The sequence below is a fragment of the Sphingopyxis sp. H073 genome (assembly GCF_001468395.1).
GTDB lineage: Bacteria > Pseudomonadota > Alphaproteobacteria > Sphingomonadales > Sphingomonadaceae > Sphingopyxis.
In genome coordinates, this window is the sequence record NZ_LNSG01000009.1 from 163,453 (window position 1) to 179,871 (window position 16,419).

The following is a 16,419-nucleotide window of genomic DNA, read 5'->3' on the forward strand; positions in this document are numbered from 1 at the left end:
CTACCGCGTCAACACCCAGCCATCGCCGCGCCGTTCGGCGGTCGTCCCCGAAAGCGCGGCAAGATCGGCGACGGTCCGGGCGCGATCCTTGTCGATCACCAGCGCACCGCTGAACGAGCGATCGGCCGCCCCGGCGCTGATCGTTACCTCGATCCCCGCCGTTCGCCGCAGGTCGTCGGCGACGGTCGCGAGCGAGGCGGCGTTGTAAACCAGCAGCCCCGACCGCCACGCGCCGACGTTGGCGATATCGACATCGCGAACCTTTGGCGGCGTGGCGTCACCATCGTTCGCCTCGATCGCCTGACCGGCGGTTACCCGCACCTTGTCGCCCTGCGGATTATAAAGGACGATGCCTTCGGAAACCGCCACCGCGATCTGCCGGTCGCGGCGCACCACATTGAAGGCCGTACCCAGGTCGACGATCCGCGACGGCCCCGCTTCGACCACGAACGGGTCCTTTTCGCGGTGAACGATATGGAACATCGCCTCGCCGGCTTCCAGCCGCGCAAAGCGGGGCCGATCCTTATCAAGCTCGACGATCGATCCGCCATTGATCTCGATCTTCGACCCGTCGGCGAGTTCGATGGTGCGATGCTCGCCGGCGGCGGTCTCGATCCGGTCCGGATTTCCGAACAGGCCGAGGTTGGGCAGGCTGACCATCGCCACGAGCGCCGCCACAACTGCTCCGCCGAACCACAGGCGCCGCGACGGGCGGACCTGCTCGCGCGGCCGGATCACGACCGACGGCGTGCTTTCGGGCGGCAGCGCGTCCAGATCCTGATCGAGGCAGGCAAGCGCGTCATAAATGTCCGCATGGGCGGGGTCTTCGGCCAGCCAGTCGGCAAAATCGTCCCAGTCGCCGAAAGCCGGATCGCGCTGACGGATGATCCAGTCGATGGCCTGCGCTTCGGCCGCGCTGTTCGCAGCGTCATGCATCGAACTGCCTCCTCAGCTTGGCGATAGCGGCATAAACCTTGCGCAGGTCGGCCTCGACGGTGCTCAGGCTGACGCCGACCTCGACCGCGATATCGCGCTGGGCGATGCCGTCGACCCGGAACCGACGAAAAATGCGCGCGGAGCGGTCGCCGGTCGCCGTGATCGCCTGTTCGACGAGTGCGAGTTGCTCGCGCGAAATGAGCGCAGTTTCCGCCGACGGCTTTTGTGCCGACGAAGCCTCGGTCCACGCGGCATCGCGCAGCGAACTCTGGCGCGCCGAACGATAGCGGTCGAGCATCAGATTGTTCGCGGCGCGCATTACATAGGGCAGCGGATCGGCGATCGGACCCATGCGCCGTTCGGTCAGGCGCATCCAAAGATCCTGAAAGATATCTTCGGCCAAGTCGCCCGCGCCGCGCACCTCGAGAAAACGCAGAATGCGATCGCGGTTGGCGAGCAACACGCCCTCGATGCCCTGTGCGGCCTCGTTTCGATCACTCGCCTCGGTCATGGGAAAATTGTTGCTACGGAATGCCATCTGCTGTCGACACACACCCCGACGGCGCCCGTCATACGGCCCCCTGATGGCGCCGTCATATAGCGCCATGCGCGCGCCGTGCAACCGCATTGGCATGGCGATACCGGCATCAGGACGGGCGGTTGCTGCTAACTGCATCTGCTCCTTCATTTCTTTCGAGCCTTGGCAAGGGGGAAGCGGGGTAGGGAGGTGCTTCCCCCTTGCTGCGGACCAGCCGAGGGGGCTAGAGGCCGATCCGCAGGCTCGCACGGAACGCCCAGCCGATATGGCTCTGCTGTTCTTCCGCGGATACCTCGCCGGCGACCTGGAAGGCCGAGTTGCCGGCGATCCCGCGGAAGCGGCCGACCCAGCCGCTCGTGCGATCCTCAGGAACCAGGGTGAAGGGCGTGCCGTCCTTGAACGACGCTGTCGTCGCGCCCAGATTGCCGCTGACGATCTGGCGGCGGCCGCCTTCGAGTTCGAAGCGCGTCCAGCCGTCATATTGGTCGGTCCCACCGAACTCGAGGCCCACCGCGACGCTGCCCGTGACCGCCAGTTCATCGCTGTCGCGGCTCTCGACCGTCAGGTCGAGCGCGTCGCCGCCGCCGGTTTCGGTGTAGCCGTCTTCCTTCAGCTTGTAATAATCGACCGCAACGGTCGGGCGCAGCGTCAGACCGCCGACACGCGCGTCCTTGGCGATCGAGCCCGACGCCGAATAGAGCGTCGCATCCCACTTGCCACGCATCGTCTTGTCGATGTCCTCCGCACCGGCTTCGGCGCGGAAGGAGCGCGTGCCCTTCATGCTGATCGGCGCACCCGACACGCGGGCGTGCGCGAGCCAGCCGTTCGACTGGAGCCGCCAGTGCAGCGCACCCTCGAACTGGCTCGACTGCACTTCGCTGTCGTTGCTGCTGTTGCCGTCCTTGCCGTTCAGGAAGGCAATCGAGCCGCCGAAGTTGCCGATGTCGCTCTTGATCTCGGCGCCGAGCGAGATGCCCCATCCGCTGACGTCATAGCCTGCGGTCTGGCCGACGCCCTTCGACGTGCCCCACACCGCCTGGTTGACCCAGTAGCGCCATTTGCCCTCGTCCTGGAACGGCGCGTTGGGATCCTGGAGATAGCGGGCGAGGGCGCGCGATCCCGAGGTGACGGTTTCGAACACGCCACCTTCGTGCTCGGGCAGCATCTGACCGAGCTGGTTGCGGAATTGCGCGCCATCGGTGATGCCGAGGAACACATCCTCGATCTTTTGGTCTGCCGTTACCGCATCGATCACGGCATCGAACGCGCTCGCTTCCGACCGGTTGAGACCGAGTTCGGTGACACTCTTGCGCGAGACGTTGACGATCAGCTGGTTGGCATTCGAGCTCAGCACGCCCTTGTAGAGATAGGGAAGCAACGTCGACGTCGCGGTCAGGTTGCTCGCGCCGGTCAGCGTACCCGCGGTCAGGACGACGTGATTGCCCTCGGCATTTTCGATGCTCGTCAGCTTGAGCGCCAGTTTCGACTCCGCGCCGAAGCTCGCGGTCCCCGACACGTTAAGCGCCGTGCCCGTCGCGCCATTGTCGAGCAGCACCGCGACCGTGCCCTTGTTGGCCACCGCAAGCGACGCAATGCTCGTCGCACCCGAGACGTCGAACATCCCGCCGTCGACCGACACCGAGAGCCCCTGGGCGTTCAGCAGCTTGCCCGAGAAGACCGACGTGCCAGCGATCGTCAGCGCATCGATGCCGCCGCCAAAGTCGGCGGTGCCGACAAAGGCCGAGCCGCCCGACAAGGCCAGCGTATCATTCCCGCCGCCGAAGCGGGCGGTGCCGGCATAGGTCGCGTCACCCGACAGCGCGAGGCGATTGTTGCCCGCGCCGAAATGGCTGTTCCCCTTCACCGAGCCGTCGGCGATGTCGAAAACATCGTTGCCGCTCCCGAACCGTACGTCGCCGACGATCGAAGGCGCCGCGATGCCCGCCGCCACGGCGGTCTGCTTGACGGTGGTTCCGGCATTGTTCGCCGACAAGTCGATCGCGATATTGCGGTCAGAGGTGGCAAGAGCGCCGGTGGCGCTGATCGTGCCGCTGTTTTCGATCGTCGTCACCGTGCCCGACAGGTCGACGATGCCGCGCGCGGTGCCGTTGTCGCCGCCTGCCTTTGCGGTGATCGAGCCGCTGTTGCGGATGAGCGGGACGTTGCCGCCCGCCTCGACGACGATTGCCGTCGTGATCGCGGTCGCAGCGTTGCCGCCCGCCGCCTCGATCTTGCCCGCGTTGCGGATTTCGGGGGTCGAGGTGCCGGCTCCAACGCGGATCGCGGTCGCCGATGCGCCGTTCGACTGTGCGCCGACCGTGCCGCCGATGCCGATGCCGCCTGCGATCGTGACGTTGCGGCCCATGCCGCCGAGCTGGATCGCGGTCGCATCCTTGCCTGCATAGAGCCCGTTGCCGACGACGCCGCCGTCGATGATCAGGCCGAGCCCGGTGCCCGTTCCGGGAACCGCACCGATCGCGATATCCTGTGTGGCGGAGCCGATGCGCAGGGCGGGCGCCGAACCGAAGGAACGGATCGAACCCGACCCTTCCTTGTCGTCTTCGATGCCGTCCTTGTCCTCATCCTTGTCCTCGGGCTTGGTGTCCTTCGGGGGAACGGCGACGACGATGCCACCCGTGACATTGCCCTCGATCGATAGCGCCGGGCCGCCGATCAGCAGATCGTCGGCGTCGAGCTTCGACGGATCGGCGGGCGGGGTGGTGAGGCGATAGCCGGTCGCGGTCAGCGTGCCCTGAACGACCAGCGAGCCGGTAACATTGCCCGCCAGCCGCGCGGCCGTGGCATTCTGCCCAGTCGCGGTGATCGTACCGGCGAGGCGAACGTTGCCGGTGACATCTTGCAGGCCGACGCCAAGCGCATTGTCGCCGAGCACCGAGATCGCGCCGTCATTGGTGAAATTGCCCGTCAGCGGACCGCCGAGGCGAACGCCCGCCGAGTTATTACCTTCGATCGTGATCGTACCCGAATTGAGGATGTTACCGGCAAAGGCGCCGCCGGTCGCGATACCGGTGCGGCCGCTGCCGATTGCGAAGGGACCGTCGAGGTCGCCGTCATTGTCGATGTCGGTCGGCGCATAGGGTTCGTCGATGATGATCTTGCCGGTGGAGCTGTTGGTGATCCCGCCCGTCGTGCCGGCATTGGCGAAGATGCCGGTCGCGCCATTGGCGTTGCCGATCTCGATCGTGCCGTCGTTGACGACCTTGTGGTTGCTGTCGACCGTTACCGCAGTGCCGCTCGTGGGCTTGATCGAGCCGGTCGAGCTGATCTTGATATCGTCCGGTGCGCCCGACTTGATCGTCGAGGTGCGCACCGGGGCGGTGGTGGCGGTGGTGATGCTGGTTTCGGCAAAGGCGGGAACCGAAACGATCGCGGCCAGACAGGTGGTGGCCAGCAAGGTGTTGCGCATGAATGTCCTCTTGTGGTCTGAGCCGGACGGACGCCCGGAACTGTCCACAAGACGGAACCCCCGTTCGACAGCCTTGGAAAAAAGTCAGGCCGCCCTTTTGACCGCAAGAAATGGAACGCCGGGGAGGCGGACGGAAGCTAAGCGGGGTCCGCTCTCCGATCGAAGGACGACCAAATGATCTTGCCGGACCTTAAAACCCGCATTGCCGACCTCGACACCGCAAACATCGCGCGCAATCTGGGCGACAAGGGCTGGGCCGTCGTTCCGCGCCTGCTGGACGACGCGCAGTGCGAGGCCTTGAAAGCGGACTATGGCAGCGACGGCCTGTACCGCAGCACCGTCCATATGCAGCGTCATGGTTTCGGCCGCGGCGAATATCGCTACTTCCGCTACCCGCTCCCCGCTCCGGTAGCGACGCTGCGCAGCGCCTTCTATCCGCTCCTTGCCGGGATCGCCAACGACTGGTGGGAGGCGATGGGCCGGACAACGCTCTTTCCCGCCGATCACGACAGCTTTCTCGCGCAATGCGCGCTCGGGGGCCAATCGCGGCCGACCCCGCTGATCCTGCGCTATGGCGCCGGCGACCATAATTGCCTGCATCAGGATCTGTACGGCGCGCTGCACTTCCCCTTCCAGGTCGCGATCCTCCTCTCGCGGCCGGGCGAGGATTTCAGCGGCGGCGAGTTCGTGATGACCGAACAGCGCCCGCGGATGCAGTCGCGTCCGCACGTCGTGCCGCTGCGGCAGGGTGATGCCGTCATCTTCGCGGTCGACGAAGCGCTGCGGCAGGGCACGCGTGGCACCTACCGCGTCAAGCTGCGCCATGGCGTCAGCGAAATCCGCAGCGGCGAACGCTTCACCCTGGGCGTCATCTTTCACGATGCGATGTAGTAAATGGCGGACAGGGTGGGATTCGAACCCACGGTAACGTTGCCGCTACGGCGGTTTTCAAGACCGCTGCCTTAAACCACTCGGCCACCTGTCCGCACGGCGCCGCCATAGCGTCCGCAAGCTTTGCGGCAAGCAAAACATGGCGGCACGGCCCGCCGCGCATATGACTCGGTCTGTCGCTCTACCAGGGGAGGATGGGGTGGCCAAGCCGCGTGCATCTGTGACAGAGGCACCCTATGGGGTGGGACATGACCGACGCTGGACGTTTCAGAATCAAGCAGATTTTCCGACTTTCGGGCGTGATCGCCTCGGCGTGGGCGATGGCGGCCTCGGCGCCCGTGTACGCCCAGAGCGCCGACGCCGGCTTCGACGCCTATGTCCAGTCGCTTTGGCCGAAAGCGCAGGCGCGCGGCGTCTCGCGGGCGACCTTCGACCGCGTAACGGCGGGGCTGCGCTATAACGCACGTGTCGTCGCGCTCGACCGTGACAATCTCGGGGCGCCGCCGAGCCCCGACACACCGATCCCCAATTTCGCGCCCTACAAGGCGAAGCACGTCGATGCCTCGCGGATCAATGGCGGGCGCCGCGTCCACGACCGGCTGCTGCCGCTGCTGTCGCGGATCGAGCAGCGCACAGGGGTGCCGACGAGCATCATGATCGCCATCTACGGCCACGAAACCGCTTATGGCGCGGTCACGGGCAATTTCGACCTTCCCGAAGCGCTGGCGACGCTGGCCTACGAGGGGCGCCGCCGCAGCCTGTTCGAGCCCGAATTCCTCGCGACGCTGGAGATGGTCCAGAAGGGTGTACCGCGCGATGTGCTCAAGGGAAGTTGGGCCGGAGCCTTCGGCTATCCGCAATTTCTGCCCTCGGTCTATCTCCAGGTCGCCGAAGACGGCGACGGAGACGGCGTCGCGCGCATCTGGTCGAGCGAAGCCGATGCGATCGAATCGATCGGCGCCTATCTGCGCCGCGCCGGCTGGCGCGCCGGCCAGCCGTGGGGCGTCGCGGTTCGCGTGCCCGACGGCTATAATCGCGCGGCGATGGCCAGCCGGCTCCAGCCGACGCGCTGTTCGCGCGTGTTCGCGCGCTACAGCCGCTGGCGTTCGATGGCCGAATGGCGCGCCGACGGTTTCCAGACGCTCGATGGGCGCTGGCCCGACGGGCAGGTGCAGGCGACCCTGCTGGAACCCGATGGTCCAGGAAAAACCGCCTATTTGCTGACTGGCAACTATCGTGCGATATTGGACTATAATTGTTCCAACTTTTACGCGCTTTCGGTGGGGTTGCTGGCAGATGAAATCGATCGGTAGGGGCGGGGTGCTGATGGCCGGGGCGGCGTTGCTGCTTGGTGGTTGCGGTAGTTTCGATGGCACGCGCGACGGCGAGCCCGTCGCAGCACGACCGACGCCGGCCCCTGCGGCCGAGCTTGTCGCCGATACGCCGGTCAAGATCGGCGATCCCTATACGATCGGTGGCACGACTTACACGCCCGCTGATATCCCCGACTATGACGACGTGGGCTATGCGAGCTGGTACGGCGAAGAACTTGGCGGCCGGCCGACGGCGAACGGCGAGACCTTCAACCCCGACGCAATCAGCGCCGCGCACAAGACGTTGCCGCTGCCAAGCTATGTCGAGGTGACCGCGCTTGATACCGGACGCACGATCCTGGTCCGGGTCAACGACCGTGGGCCGATGGCGAACGACAGGCTGATCGACCTGTCGCGCGGTGCCGCGGCGCAGCTTGGCATCAGCGAAGGGGTCGCCGCAGTGCGCGTCCGCCGCACGAACCCGCCGCAGGCCGAACGCGCGCAACTGCGCGCCGGACGCGCGGTTCCCGAACGCATCGCAACCCCCGACTCATTGCTCGAAATCCTTCGCAACAAATTGAAAACGCTTCCTGTTCCGGGTGGGCAGCCAGCGGCGCCGGTCGCATCGGGAACGCAAAAGCCCGGCGATGACAGGCTCGAAGTGAAGACGCCCGCCGCGCCCTCAAAGCCCGCGCCGGTCGCCAAGCCGGCACCCATGAAACCCGCGTCGCCAGCGAAGCCCGCACCCGCAATTGGAAGCTATTTTGTGCAGGTAGGCGCGTTCAGCAGTGAGGAACGCGCCAGTGCGGCGGCGAAGTCCGTCGGCGGCTCGGTCGTGAAGGCGGGCAATCTCTGGCGCGTCCGCGCCGGCCCCTTCGCCAGCGACGCCGAGGCGCGCGCGGCGCTCGGAAGGGTGAAGGGGAAGGGATTCCGCGACGCTGTCGTGGTTCGCGACCGCTGACACCGCCATGGAAAGAGCGTCGTCGATCCTGAAAGCTGGCACGGTAACGCTTGTGATGCTCGTGCTTTCGGCATCTCTGCCGATCGCCGCCGCGGACGCGGCGCCGGGCACGAAGGACCCGGTCACCCGCCCGATCTATGTCACCCAAGCGCCGATCGTATTGCTGAAGGACATGCATTCGGGCGCGATCCTCTTTTCGCGCGGCGCCGACAAGCGTTTCGCCCCTGCTTCGATGGCGAAGGTGATGACCGCCTATGTCGTGCTGGACCTGATCAAGAAGGGCGAATTATCGCGCGAAAAGCTGTTCACCGTCAGCGAAGCGACATGGAAGAAATGGAACGGCAGCACGGGCGGGTCGACGATGTTCCTGCGATCGGGTGAAAAAGTGTCGGTCGACGACTTGCTGAAGGGATTGATTACTGTTTCGGGCAATGACGCCGCCGCCGTGCTGGCAGTCGGAATTGACGGTAGTGAAGAAGCTTTCGTCAAAAGAATGAATGATATGGCGAGCAAAATTGGGATGAAATCGAGTCGATTCGGTACGCCAAATGGCTGGCCCGATGGCGGCGTGACCCAAGTCAGCGCCGACGATCTCGTCACCCTGGCCGATCGCCTGATCCGCGAGCATCCCGACGGATACGCCCGCTATTTTTCGATTCCCAGGCTGCAGCACGGCAAGTCGCCCGCCGGCAAGCCGATCGTCCAGCCGAACCGCAACCCGATTCTCGGCCGTTTCGCGGGCGCCGATGGATTGAAGACGGGTCACACGGCAGAGGCGGGCTATTGCTTCCTGGGCTCGGCAAAGCGCGGTGGGCGCCGCTTGATCATGGTCGTTGCGGGTATGGAAAGCGAAAAGGCACGACGCGACGAGGCCGAGCGGCTGATGACCTGGGGGTTCGAACAGTGGGAGGGGCGCAAGATCGTCTCTGCCGGGGCCAAGGTGGGCGATGTCGAGGTCGGCAAGGGGAGGGCTCCGATGGTCGAGGCGGAACCTGGCGCGGCAGTCCAGATAACGGTTCCCAAGGGCTATTCCGGCGGCTACCGCGCCGTCATGCGCAGCCGTGCCCCGCTGCCCGCGCCCGTCGCTCGCGGGATGCCCGTCGCCGACCTGATCGTGACACCCGACGGCTTGCCGCCTCAAACCACGCCGCTGATTGCAGCAGCCGACGTCGGGCGTGGCGGCTGGCTCGCCCGGTTGCGGACAGGTTTCTACCGGTTGACCGGCTGGTGAGCGGGCGGTTCATCACGCTCGAGGGCGGGGAAGGGGTCGGCAAGTCTACCCAGATTCGTGCTCTCGCTGCCGCGCTTGCGGAGCGCGGGATCGAGGTCGTCGCGACACGCGAACCGGGCGGTAGCGCGGGCGCCGAGGCGGTCCGGACGCTGCTGATGGAAGGGAATGACGACCGTTGGGATGCGCGGAGCGAGGCCTTGCTCTTTGCCGCCGCGCGCGCCGACCATGTCGCCCGCGCCATCCGCCCCGCGCTCGACCGCGGCGCGTGGGTCTTGTGCGATCGCTTCATCGATTCGTCGCGCGCCTATCAGGGCGGCGGCGGCGGCATCACCGACGCCGACATATTGGCGCTCCATGCTTTTGGCTCGCTCGGGCTGATGCCCGACCGCACTTTTCTCCTCACGGTCGGCGCCGACGAAGCGGCACGGCGGCTTGCGGTCCGCGACGCCGGCAGTGCCGATCGCATGGGCAGCAAACCCGCCGACTATCAGATGCGCCTTAACGCGCGCTTCCTCGAAATGGCGGCGGCCGAACCCGCGCGCTGGCGGGTGGTCGGCGCCGACGCGCCCGCCGACGCGGTGACTGCCGCGATCCTCGCCGAACTCACCGAATGGCTGCCATGATCGGCCATGCGGATGCGGAAGCCGCCTTTCTGGAGGCATGGCAGGCCGATCGGCTGCACCACGCCTGGCTGCTCGCAGGGCCGCAGGGCATGGGGAAGGGCAGTTTCGCCACGCGTGTCGCGCGGTTCCTCGTCACTCATGGACGCAGCGGCGATGCCGCGACGCTCGACGATCCCGGCGACGGCGCAGCGAGCCGGTTGGTCGATGCGGGCAACCATCCCGAGATCATCCATCTGACGCGCCAGCCCAAGGACAAGGGCAAGGAACTCGCGCGGAACATCACGATCGACCAGGTGCGCGGGATGATCCGGCGCCTGCACCTCTCGCTCTCGCTCGGCGAATGGCGTGTGGTCATCATCGACGCGGTCGACGATCTCGAAACCGACGGCGCCAATGCGTTGCTCAAGACGCTTGAGGAGCCGCCCGCGCGAACCTTGTTCATGCTCGTCAGCCATTCGCCCGGGCGCTTGCTGCCCACGATCCGATCGCGGTGCAGAATCCTGCGTTTTCAACCCGTTGATCGTGACGTCATGACATCGTGGCTGCACGACCTGCGCCCGATGCTGGACATGCCCGAGGTGCGCGCGATCGTCACAGCGTCGGGCGGTGTTCCCGGCAAGGCGCTGGTGCTGATCGACAGCGATGTCGCAGCGATGGAGAAGAAATTGCTCGCGATCGCGACCACCGGCGACCCCGGCAACCGCCTCCGCGACGCGCTCGCGCGGGAAGTCGGTGGATCGAGCAACCGCGAACGGCTCGAACTGGTGATCGACATCGTTCCCGGCCTGCTTTCGCGGATCGCCCGCGAGCGTCCGATTGCCGACATCGCACCGGTCCTCGCGCAGTGGGACAGGGTACAGCGCACGGTGCGCGATGCGATCCGCGGCTCCTATGACGGATCGATGGTCGGCTTCGAAATCGGCAACTGCCTCGCCGAACTCGCGCCCCGCGAAACGCAGGCCGCGCGCTGACGCTTCCCCTCGCGCGCGGCACCCGCTAAGGCGCGCGCATGTCTGAGCCTTTCTACATCACCACCGCCATCAGCTACCCCAACGGCCGCCCCCATATCGGCCATGCCTATGAGGCCATTGCGACCGACGTGATGGCGCGCTTTCAGCGGATGCGCGGGCGCGACGTGCGGCTGACGACGGGGACCGACGAACATGGCCTGAAAATGTACCAGACGGCGCGCGACCAAGGGCGCTCCACGATCGAACTCGCCGATGAAATGTCGGGATATTTCCGTGAGATGTACAGAAAACTGAATATCAGCTTCGATCATTTCATGCGCACATCGGACCCCGCGCACCATGCGGCATCGCAGGCGCTATGGCGCGCGATGGAAGCGAATGGCGACCTTTATCTCGACCGCTACGAGGGTTGGTATTCGGTCCGCGACGAGGCCTTCTACGACGAAAGCGAGCTCGTGCAGGGGGAAGGGGAGAGCAAGCTCTCGCCGCAGGGCACACCGGTAGAATGGACCGTGGAGGAAAGCTGGTTCTTCCGACTGTCCGCCTATCAGGATAAATTGCTCGCGCTCTATAATGAAAACCCCGACTTCATCCGCCCCGAAAGCCGGCGCAACGAAGTGCTGCGCTTCGTGGAGGGCGGGCTCAAGGATCTTAGCGTCTCGCGGACCAGCTTCGACTGGGGCGTGCCAGTGCCGGACTCGCCGGGGCATGTCATGTATGTCTGGGTCGATGCTCTCACCACTTATATGTCGGCGCTCGGCTATCCCGACCTCGACGGCGAGTGGGGCAAATTCTGGCCCGCGAATATCCATATGATCGGCAAGGATATCGTGCGTTTTCATACTGTTTACTGGCCGGCCTTCCTGATGAGCGCCAATCTGCCCTTGCCCAAGCAGGTCTTCGGTCACGGCTTCCTGCTCAACCGCGGCGAAAAGATGTCGAAGTCGCTCGGCAATGTCGTCGATCCGATGGAGCTTGCCGAACGGTTCGGGGTCGACGCGCTTCGCTATTATCTGCTTCGCGAAGTCAGCTTCGGTCAGGACGGCAGCTATTCAGCCGAGGCGATCGTCCGCACCGCGAATGCCGATTTGGCGAACAGCTTCGGCAATCTTGCACAGCGCAGCTTATCGATGATTTTCAAGAATTTGGATGGTAAGCTTTCTTCGGACTATACGCCCGCGCAAGATGATATCGACCTGTTCCACTTGGTCAATCGAACCGCAAAAGACCTCCTACCCCGCGAATTCGAACAGCTCGCTTTCTCCGTCGGCATAGAAGAGTGGATCCGCGCCGTTTTCGCCTGCAATCAATATGTAGACACGCAGGCGCCCTGGGCGCTCCGCAAAACCGACCCCGAGCGGATGCGCGCGGTGCTGATGACGCTGTTCCAGGCCGTTCGTACCCTCGCGATCGCAATCCGTCCGGTTGTCCCCGACGCCGCCGACAAGTTGCTCGACCAGATGGGCATCGCCGCCGATGCGCGCGATTTCACATCGCTCGCCGACAAGGACTGGTTCGCCAAACTCGCCGCTGGCGGTTTCACCGTTGGCCAGCCTGTCCCCATCTTCCCGCGCCTCGAACTGCCGGAAGGAGAGGGGGAGGGCTGATGCTCGTCGATTCGCACTGCCACCTTAACTACAAGGGGCTCGCCGAGCAGCAGGGCGAGGTGCTCGATCGCGCTCGCGCGCGCGGCGTCACTGCGATGCTCAACATCGCCACGCGCGAAAGCGAGTGGGATGAGGTGCTTGCCGCCGCCGAGGCCAACGACGACGTCTGGGCGAGTGTCGGCATCCATCCGCACGACGCCGATCATCATCCCGACGTTGATACCGCGAAGCTCGTCGCTCGCGCGGCGCATCCGCGCGTGATCGGGATCGGCGAGACCGGGCTCGACTATTATTACGACAAGAGCGACCGCGTCCGGCAGCAGGACAGCTTCCGCCGCCATATCCACGCATCGCAGGAAACCGGCCTGCCGGTGATCGTCCACACGCGCGATGCCGAGGCCGACACGCTCGCTTTGCTCGGCGAGGAGATGGGCAGGGCGACCTTCCCCGGCGTGATCCATTGCTTCACCGCGAGCGACGATTTCGCGCGGCAAGCGTTGGACCTCGGGCTCTTCATCTCGATTTCGGGCATCGTGACGTTCAAGAACGCCGCCGACCTGCAAGCGACCGCGAAATGGCTGCCGCAGGACCGGCTGCTGATCGAGACCGACTCCCCCTTCCTCGCCCCCGTCCCGCATCGCGGCAAGACAGGAGAACCCGCGTTCGTCGCCGATACGCTGGCTTTCCTGGCCGAGCTGCGCGACGAGGATCGCGAGGCGCTGGCGGCGGCGACCAGCGCCAATTTCTATGCGCTTTTCAACAAGGCCGCATCATGACGTCGCAGCGCCCATGAAGCTGAGAATTCTTGGCTCCGGCACGTCTTCAGGGGTTCCGCGGATCGGCAACGACTGGGGCGCGTGCGACCCCGACAATCCGCGCAACCTGCGCAGTCGCGCATCGATCATGGTGTCGCTGGGCGGCTTTCGTATCCTTGTCGACACCAGCCCCGACATGCGCCTGCAGCTGCTCGACGCAGGCGTCGGCGAAATCGACGCGGTAATCTGGACGCACGAGCATGCCGACCACACGCACGGGCTCGACGATCTGCGTCAGGTGATGCATCTGCGGCGCTCCGCGGTGCCGGTCTATGCCCGCGACCATGTACTCGACATTCTGAAGTGGCGATTCACTTATGCGTTCGCGGGAAATGCCGGCTATCCGGCGTCGGTCGATCCGATCGACCTTCACGACCATCAATCGATCGGCCCGATCGAAGTCTCGGCGCTCGAAATGCCGCACGGCCCGATCAAGGCGACCGGGCTTATCTTCAGCGATGGTGCGCACAGGATCGGCTATGCCACTGATTTCTCTAAATTTACGGACGAGATGGTTGATTTCTTTCAAGGGGTCGACCTGTTCGTCATCGACGCGCTCCGTCGCTATCCGCATCCGACGCATCCGCATCTGGCGATGAGCCTCGAAGGACTTGCCAAGGTCGGCAATCCGCGTGCGATCATCACGCATATGGACAACACGATGGATTATGACGACCTTGCGGCCGAACTGCCGTCGGGTGTCGAACCCGGCTATGATGGGTTGGAGGTCCAATTATGAGCGGCGACACGACGGTCGAGCTGATCTGGTTCGCCGGCGCGCTGACGCTTGTGATCAGCGCGCTCGTCGCGCGCCGGATCAAGCTGGCCGATGGCCTAAAGATGGCGCTCGCGTGGGCGGCGATCTTCGGGCTGGTGTTTCTGGCGATCTGGACGTTTCAAGTGGCGCGAGGGGGCTAAGCTCCTCTACTTCCCTATAGATATATTTAACATAATATATATTATCGGATAAACAGATGAGCGAAACCGCCACCCCCGCAGTCCAGTCCCCCATCGATCGCCTCCTTGCCGTGATGGCAAAGTTGCGCGACCCCGACGGCGGATGCGAATGGGATCTCGCGCAGAACTTCTCGACGATCGCGCCTTATACGATCGAGGAAGCCTATGAGGTTGCCGACGCGATCGCCGGCGGCGATCCCGCCGCCATTTGCGACGAGCTTGGCGACCTGTTGCTCCAGGTCGTATTCCACAGCCAGATCGCGACCGATGAAGGTCTGTTCGGCTTCGACGATGTCGCAACCGCGATCAGCGACAAGATGGAACGCCGGCACCCGCATATCTTCGGCGATGTGCGGACGGAAGATGTGCGCGTCCAATGGGAAACGATCAAGGCAGCCGAGCGCGCATCGGACGGCCCCAAGAGTGCGCTCGACGGCGTCGCGCTTTCGCTGCCCGCGTTGCTCCGCGCGCAAAAGCTGCAGGGGCGCGCCGCGCGGGTCGGTTTCGACTGGCCGGATGCCGAAGGTCCGCGTGAAAAGATCGCCGAAGAGCTCGCTGAAGTCGTGACGGCACCCGACGAAAGCGCGCGGGCCGAAGAGATCGGCGACCTGCTGTTCGCGGTCGTAAACTATGCGCGCCATCTTGGTGTCGATGCCGAAAGCGCGCTGCGCGCCGCCAACGACAAGTTTGCACGCCGCTTCCAGGCTGTCGAGGATCGTGCCGGACCCGATATTGCGAAACTGCCGCTCGATACGCTCGAAATGCATTGGCAGGCGGTCAAGGCGGCGGAGCGCTCCTAGGGTCAGGCCCCTACGCGACGCCCGGCGGCCACAGCCGCTCGAACCGCGCGCGATCGGCCGGGTCGAGGCGCACCGTGAGCATATGTCCCTCGCCCTCGGGCAGGTCGGACAGGACTTCTCCGCGCGCGTGGAGCCACGCCATCGCTTCGCCCTGATCGAAACGGAGGAAGATGCGCTCCACCTTGTGCTGCGCAGTCAATTGCGACGCCATGAGCGCGCGCGCCGCCTCGACGCCCTCGCCGGTCACAGCCGAGATGATCGCGACGTCGGGACGCCGCGCCGCCATCTCCTCGATCTGCGCGCGGCGGTCGGCGTCGGCGGTGTCGATCTTGTTCCAGATTTCGATCTGCGGGACCGCATCGGGAGCGTCCTCCCCCTCGCCGTCGCGCGGTCCATTGACGCCGAGTGAATCGAGGATCGCCCGCACATCGTCATATTGCGCGTCGCTGTCGGGATGCACGATGTCGCGGACATGAATAATCAGGTCGGCGGTGGTGACCTCCTCCAGCGTGGCTCGGAACGCGGCGACGAGCTCGGTCGGCAGGTCGGACACGAAGCCCACGGTATCCGACAGGATCGCCTTGTCGATACCGGGAAGCCGGATCTCGCGCATCGTCGGATCGAGCGTTGCGAAGAGCATATCTTCCGCCATGACGTCACTTCCCGTCAGGCGATTGAAAAAGGTCGATTTTCCGGCATTGGTATAGCCGACCAGTGCGATTACCGGCCAAGGCGCGCGTTGCCGCTTGGCGCGCTGCAATTGCCGCGTCCGGCGCGCATCCTCCAGGCTTCGGCGGATGCGCGCCATGCGGTTGCGGATCATCCGGCGGTCAGCCTCGATCTGCGTTTCGCCCGGCCCGCCGAGGAAGCCGAAGCCGCCGCGCTGGCGCTCGAGGTGGGTCCAACTGCGCACGAGCCGCCCCGCCTGATAGTCGAGATGCGCGAGTTCGACCTGCAACCGCCCTTCGGCGGTCGCGGCACGCTCGCCGAAGATTTCGAGGATCAGCCCGGTACGATCGATCACCTTGGTCCCGAACTCGGTTTCAAGGTTGCGCTGCTGGATCGCGGTGAGCGCCGCATCGACAATGACGACCTGCACGCCCTCCATCGCGATGTCGGGCTTGATCGCCTCGATCTGGCCGACACCGAGCAGGGTTGCCGCGCGGGTCTGGCGCAGCCGCAGCGGGTGCACCGCGACGACATTGAGTCCGATCGCTACCGCCAGCCCCTTCGCTTCCTCGACGCGCGCGTCGAGGTCGCGCGACAGGCGCTGCGCGTGCCATTCGGGCACGACGAGCAGCGCGGCGGCGCCGCGCGTCACTTCATCTTCGCTGGCAGTCATCGTCCCA

15 protein-coding genes and 1 tRNA gene are annotated in these 16,419 nt (G+C 65.2%); 11 read left to right on the forward strand and 5 right to left on the reverse strand.

The window, feature by feature from the left end:
• The 3 genes from ATE64_RS16905 to ATE64_RS16915 form a co-directional block, all read right to left on the reverse strand.
• A complete protein-coding gene (locus ATE64_RS16905) occupies nucleotides 1-936 on the reverse strand; it encodes a FecR domain-containing protein (RefSeq protein WP_058455873.1) in 936 nt (311 codons plus the stop codon).
• Nucleotides 929-1,447 carry a sigma-70 family RNA polymerase sigma factor gene (locus ATE64_RS16910; RefSeq protein WP_058455874.1) on the reverse strand — a complete coding sequence of 173 codons (519 nt, stop codon included), beginning with the start codon at nucleotides 1,445-1,447 and terminating at the stop codon, nucleotides 929-931. Before ATE64_RS16910 ends, ATE64_RS16905 begins: the two co-directional genes overlap by 8 nt.
• A 250-nt stretch (nucleotides 1,448-1,697) precedes the next feature.
• Nucleotides 1,698-4,901, reverse strand: coding sequence for an autotransporter outer membrane beta-barrel domain-containing protein (locus tag ATE64_RS16915; RefSeq protein WP_058455875.1), 3,204 nt, complete (start codon nucleotides 4,899-4,901; stop codon nucleotides 1,698-1,700).
• A 174-nt stretch (nucleotides 4,902-5,075) separates the two neighbouring features.
• Between ATE64_RS16915 and ATE64_RS16920 the strand changes: the two genes are divergently transcribed.
• Nucleotides 5,076-5,792, forward strand: a complete 717-nt coding sequence (locus ATE64_RS16920; RefSeq protein ID WP_058455876.1) for a 2OG-Fe(II) oxygenase — start codon at nucleotides 5,076-5,078, stop codon at nucleotides 5,790-5,792.
• 4 nt (nucleotides 5,793-5,796) lie between these two features.
• Here the strand turns inward: ATE64_RS16920 and ATE64_RS16925 are convergent.
• Nucleotides 5,797-5,886 (reverse strand) — tRNA-Ser (locus tag ATE64_RS16925).
• Nucleotides 5,887-6,112: 226 nt separating this feature from the next.
• Between ATE64_RS16925 and ATE64_RS16930 the strand changes: the two genes are divergently transcribed.
• Genes ATE64_RS16930 through mazG form a run of 10 tightly spaced genes read left to right on the forward strand, consistent with a single transcriptional unit; the run spans nucleotide 6,113 to nucleotide 15,070 of the window.
• Nucleotides 6,113-7,105 (forward strand): lytic murein transglycosylase, encoded by a 993-nt coding sequence (locus ATE64_RS16930; protein WP_058455916.1) that lies wholly within the window; start codon nucleotides 6,113-6,115, stop codon nucleotides 7,103-7,105.
• On the forward strand, nucleotides 7,089-8,066 hold the full coding sequence (locus ATE64_RS16935; protein WP_058455877.1) for a septal ring lytic transglycosylase RlpA family protein: 978 nt from the start codon (nucleotides 7,089-7,091) through the stop codon (nucleotides 8,064-8,066). Before ATE64_RS16930 ends, ATE64_RS16935 begins: the two co-directional genes overlap by 17 nt.
• Nucleotides 8,067-8,073: 7 nt before the next feature.
• Entirely contained in the window at nucleotides 8,074-9,297 is a 1,224-nt protein-coding gene (locus tag ATE64_RS16940; protein WP_058455878.1) for a D-alanyl-D-alanine carboxypeptidase family protein, read from the forward strand.
• Nucleotides 9,291-9,920, forward strand: coding sequence for a dTMP kinase (gene tmk / locus ATE64_RS16945; RefSeq protein WP_156416590.1), 630 nt, complete (start codon nucleotides 9,291-9,293; stop codon nucleotides 9,918-9,920). Before ATE64_RS16940 ends, tmk begins: the two co-directional genes overlap by 7 nt.
• Nucleotides 9,908-10,891, forward strand: coding sequence for a DNA polymerase III subunit delta' (locus tag ATE64_RS16950; RefSeq protein WP_058455880.1), 984 nt, complete (start codon nucleotides 9,908-9,910; stop codon nucleotides 10,889-10,891). Before tmk ends, ATE64_RS16950 begins: the two co-directional genes overlap by 13 nt.
• 38 nt (nucleotides 10,892-10,929) lie before the next feature.
• Nucleotides 10,930-12,498, forward strand: a complete 1,569-nt coding sequence (gene metG / locus ATE64_RS16955) for a methionine--tRNA ligase (RefSeq protein WP_058455881.1) — start codon at nucleotides 10,930-10,932, stop codon at nucleotides 12,496-12,498.
• Nucleotides 12,498-13,274, forward strand: coding sequence for a TatD family hydrolase (locus ATE64_RS16960; RefSeq protein ID WP_058455882.1), 777 nt, complete (start codon nucleotides 12,498-12,500; stop codon nucleotides 13,272-13,274). The genes metG and ATE64_RS16960 overlap by 1 nt, the downstream gene beginning before the upstream one ends.
• A gap of 13 nt (nucleotides 13,275-13,287) precedes the next feature.
• Nucleotides 13,288-14,052 carry an MBL fold metallo-hydrolase gene (locus ATE64_RS16965; protein ID WP_058455883.1) on the forward strand — a complete coding sequence of 255 codons (765 nt, stop codon included), beginning with the start codon at nucleotides 13,288-13,290 and terminating at the stop codon, nucleotides 14,050-14,052.
• Nucleotides 14,049-14,231 carry a hypothetical protein gene (locus ATE64_RS16970; protein WP_058455884.1) on the forward strand — a complete coding sequence of 61 codons (183 nt, stop codon included), beginning with the start codon at nucleotides 14,049-14,051 and terminating at the stop codon, nucleotides 14,229-14,231. Before ATE64_RS16965 ends, ATE64_RS16970 begins: the two co-directional genes overlap by 4 nt.
• 56 nt (nucleotides 14,232-14,287) lie before the next feature.
• On the forward strand, nucleotides 14,288-15,070 hold the full coding sequence (gene mazG, locus ATE64_RS16975) for a nucleoside triphosphate pyrophosphohydrolase (protein WP_058455885.1): 783 nt from the start codon (nucleotides 14,288-14,290) through the stop codon (nucleotides 15,068-15,070).
• Between the two features lie 10 nt (nucleotides 15,071-15,080).
• Here the strand turns inward: mazG and hflX are convergent, their stop codons facing one another.
• The gene (gene hflX / locus ATE64_RS16980) at nucleotides 15,081-16,412 is read right to left on the reverse strand and encodes a GTPase HflX (RefSeq protein WP_058455917.1); all 1,332 of its coding nucleotides are present in this window, start codon (nucleotides 16,410-16,412) and stop codon (nucleotides 15,081-15,083) included.
• Between the last annotated feature and the right edge of the window lie 7 nt (nucleotides 16,413-16,419).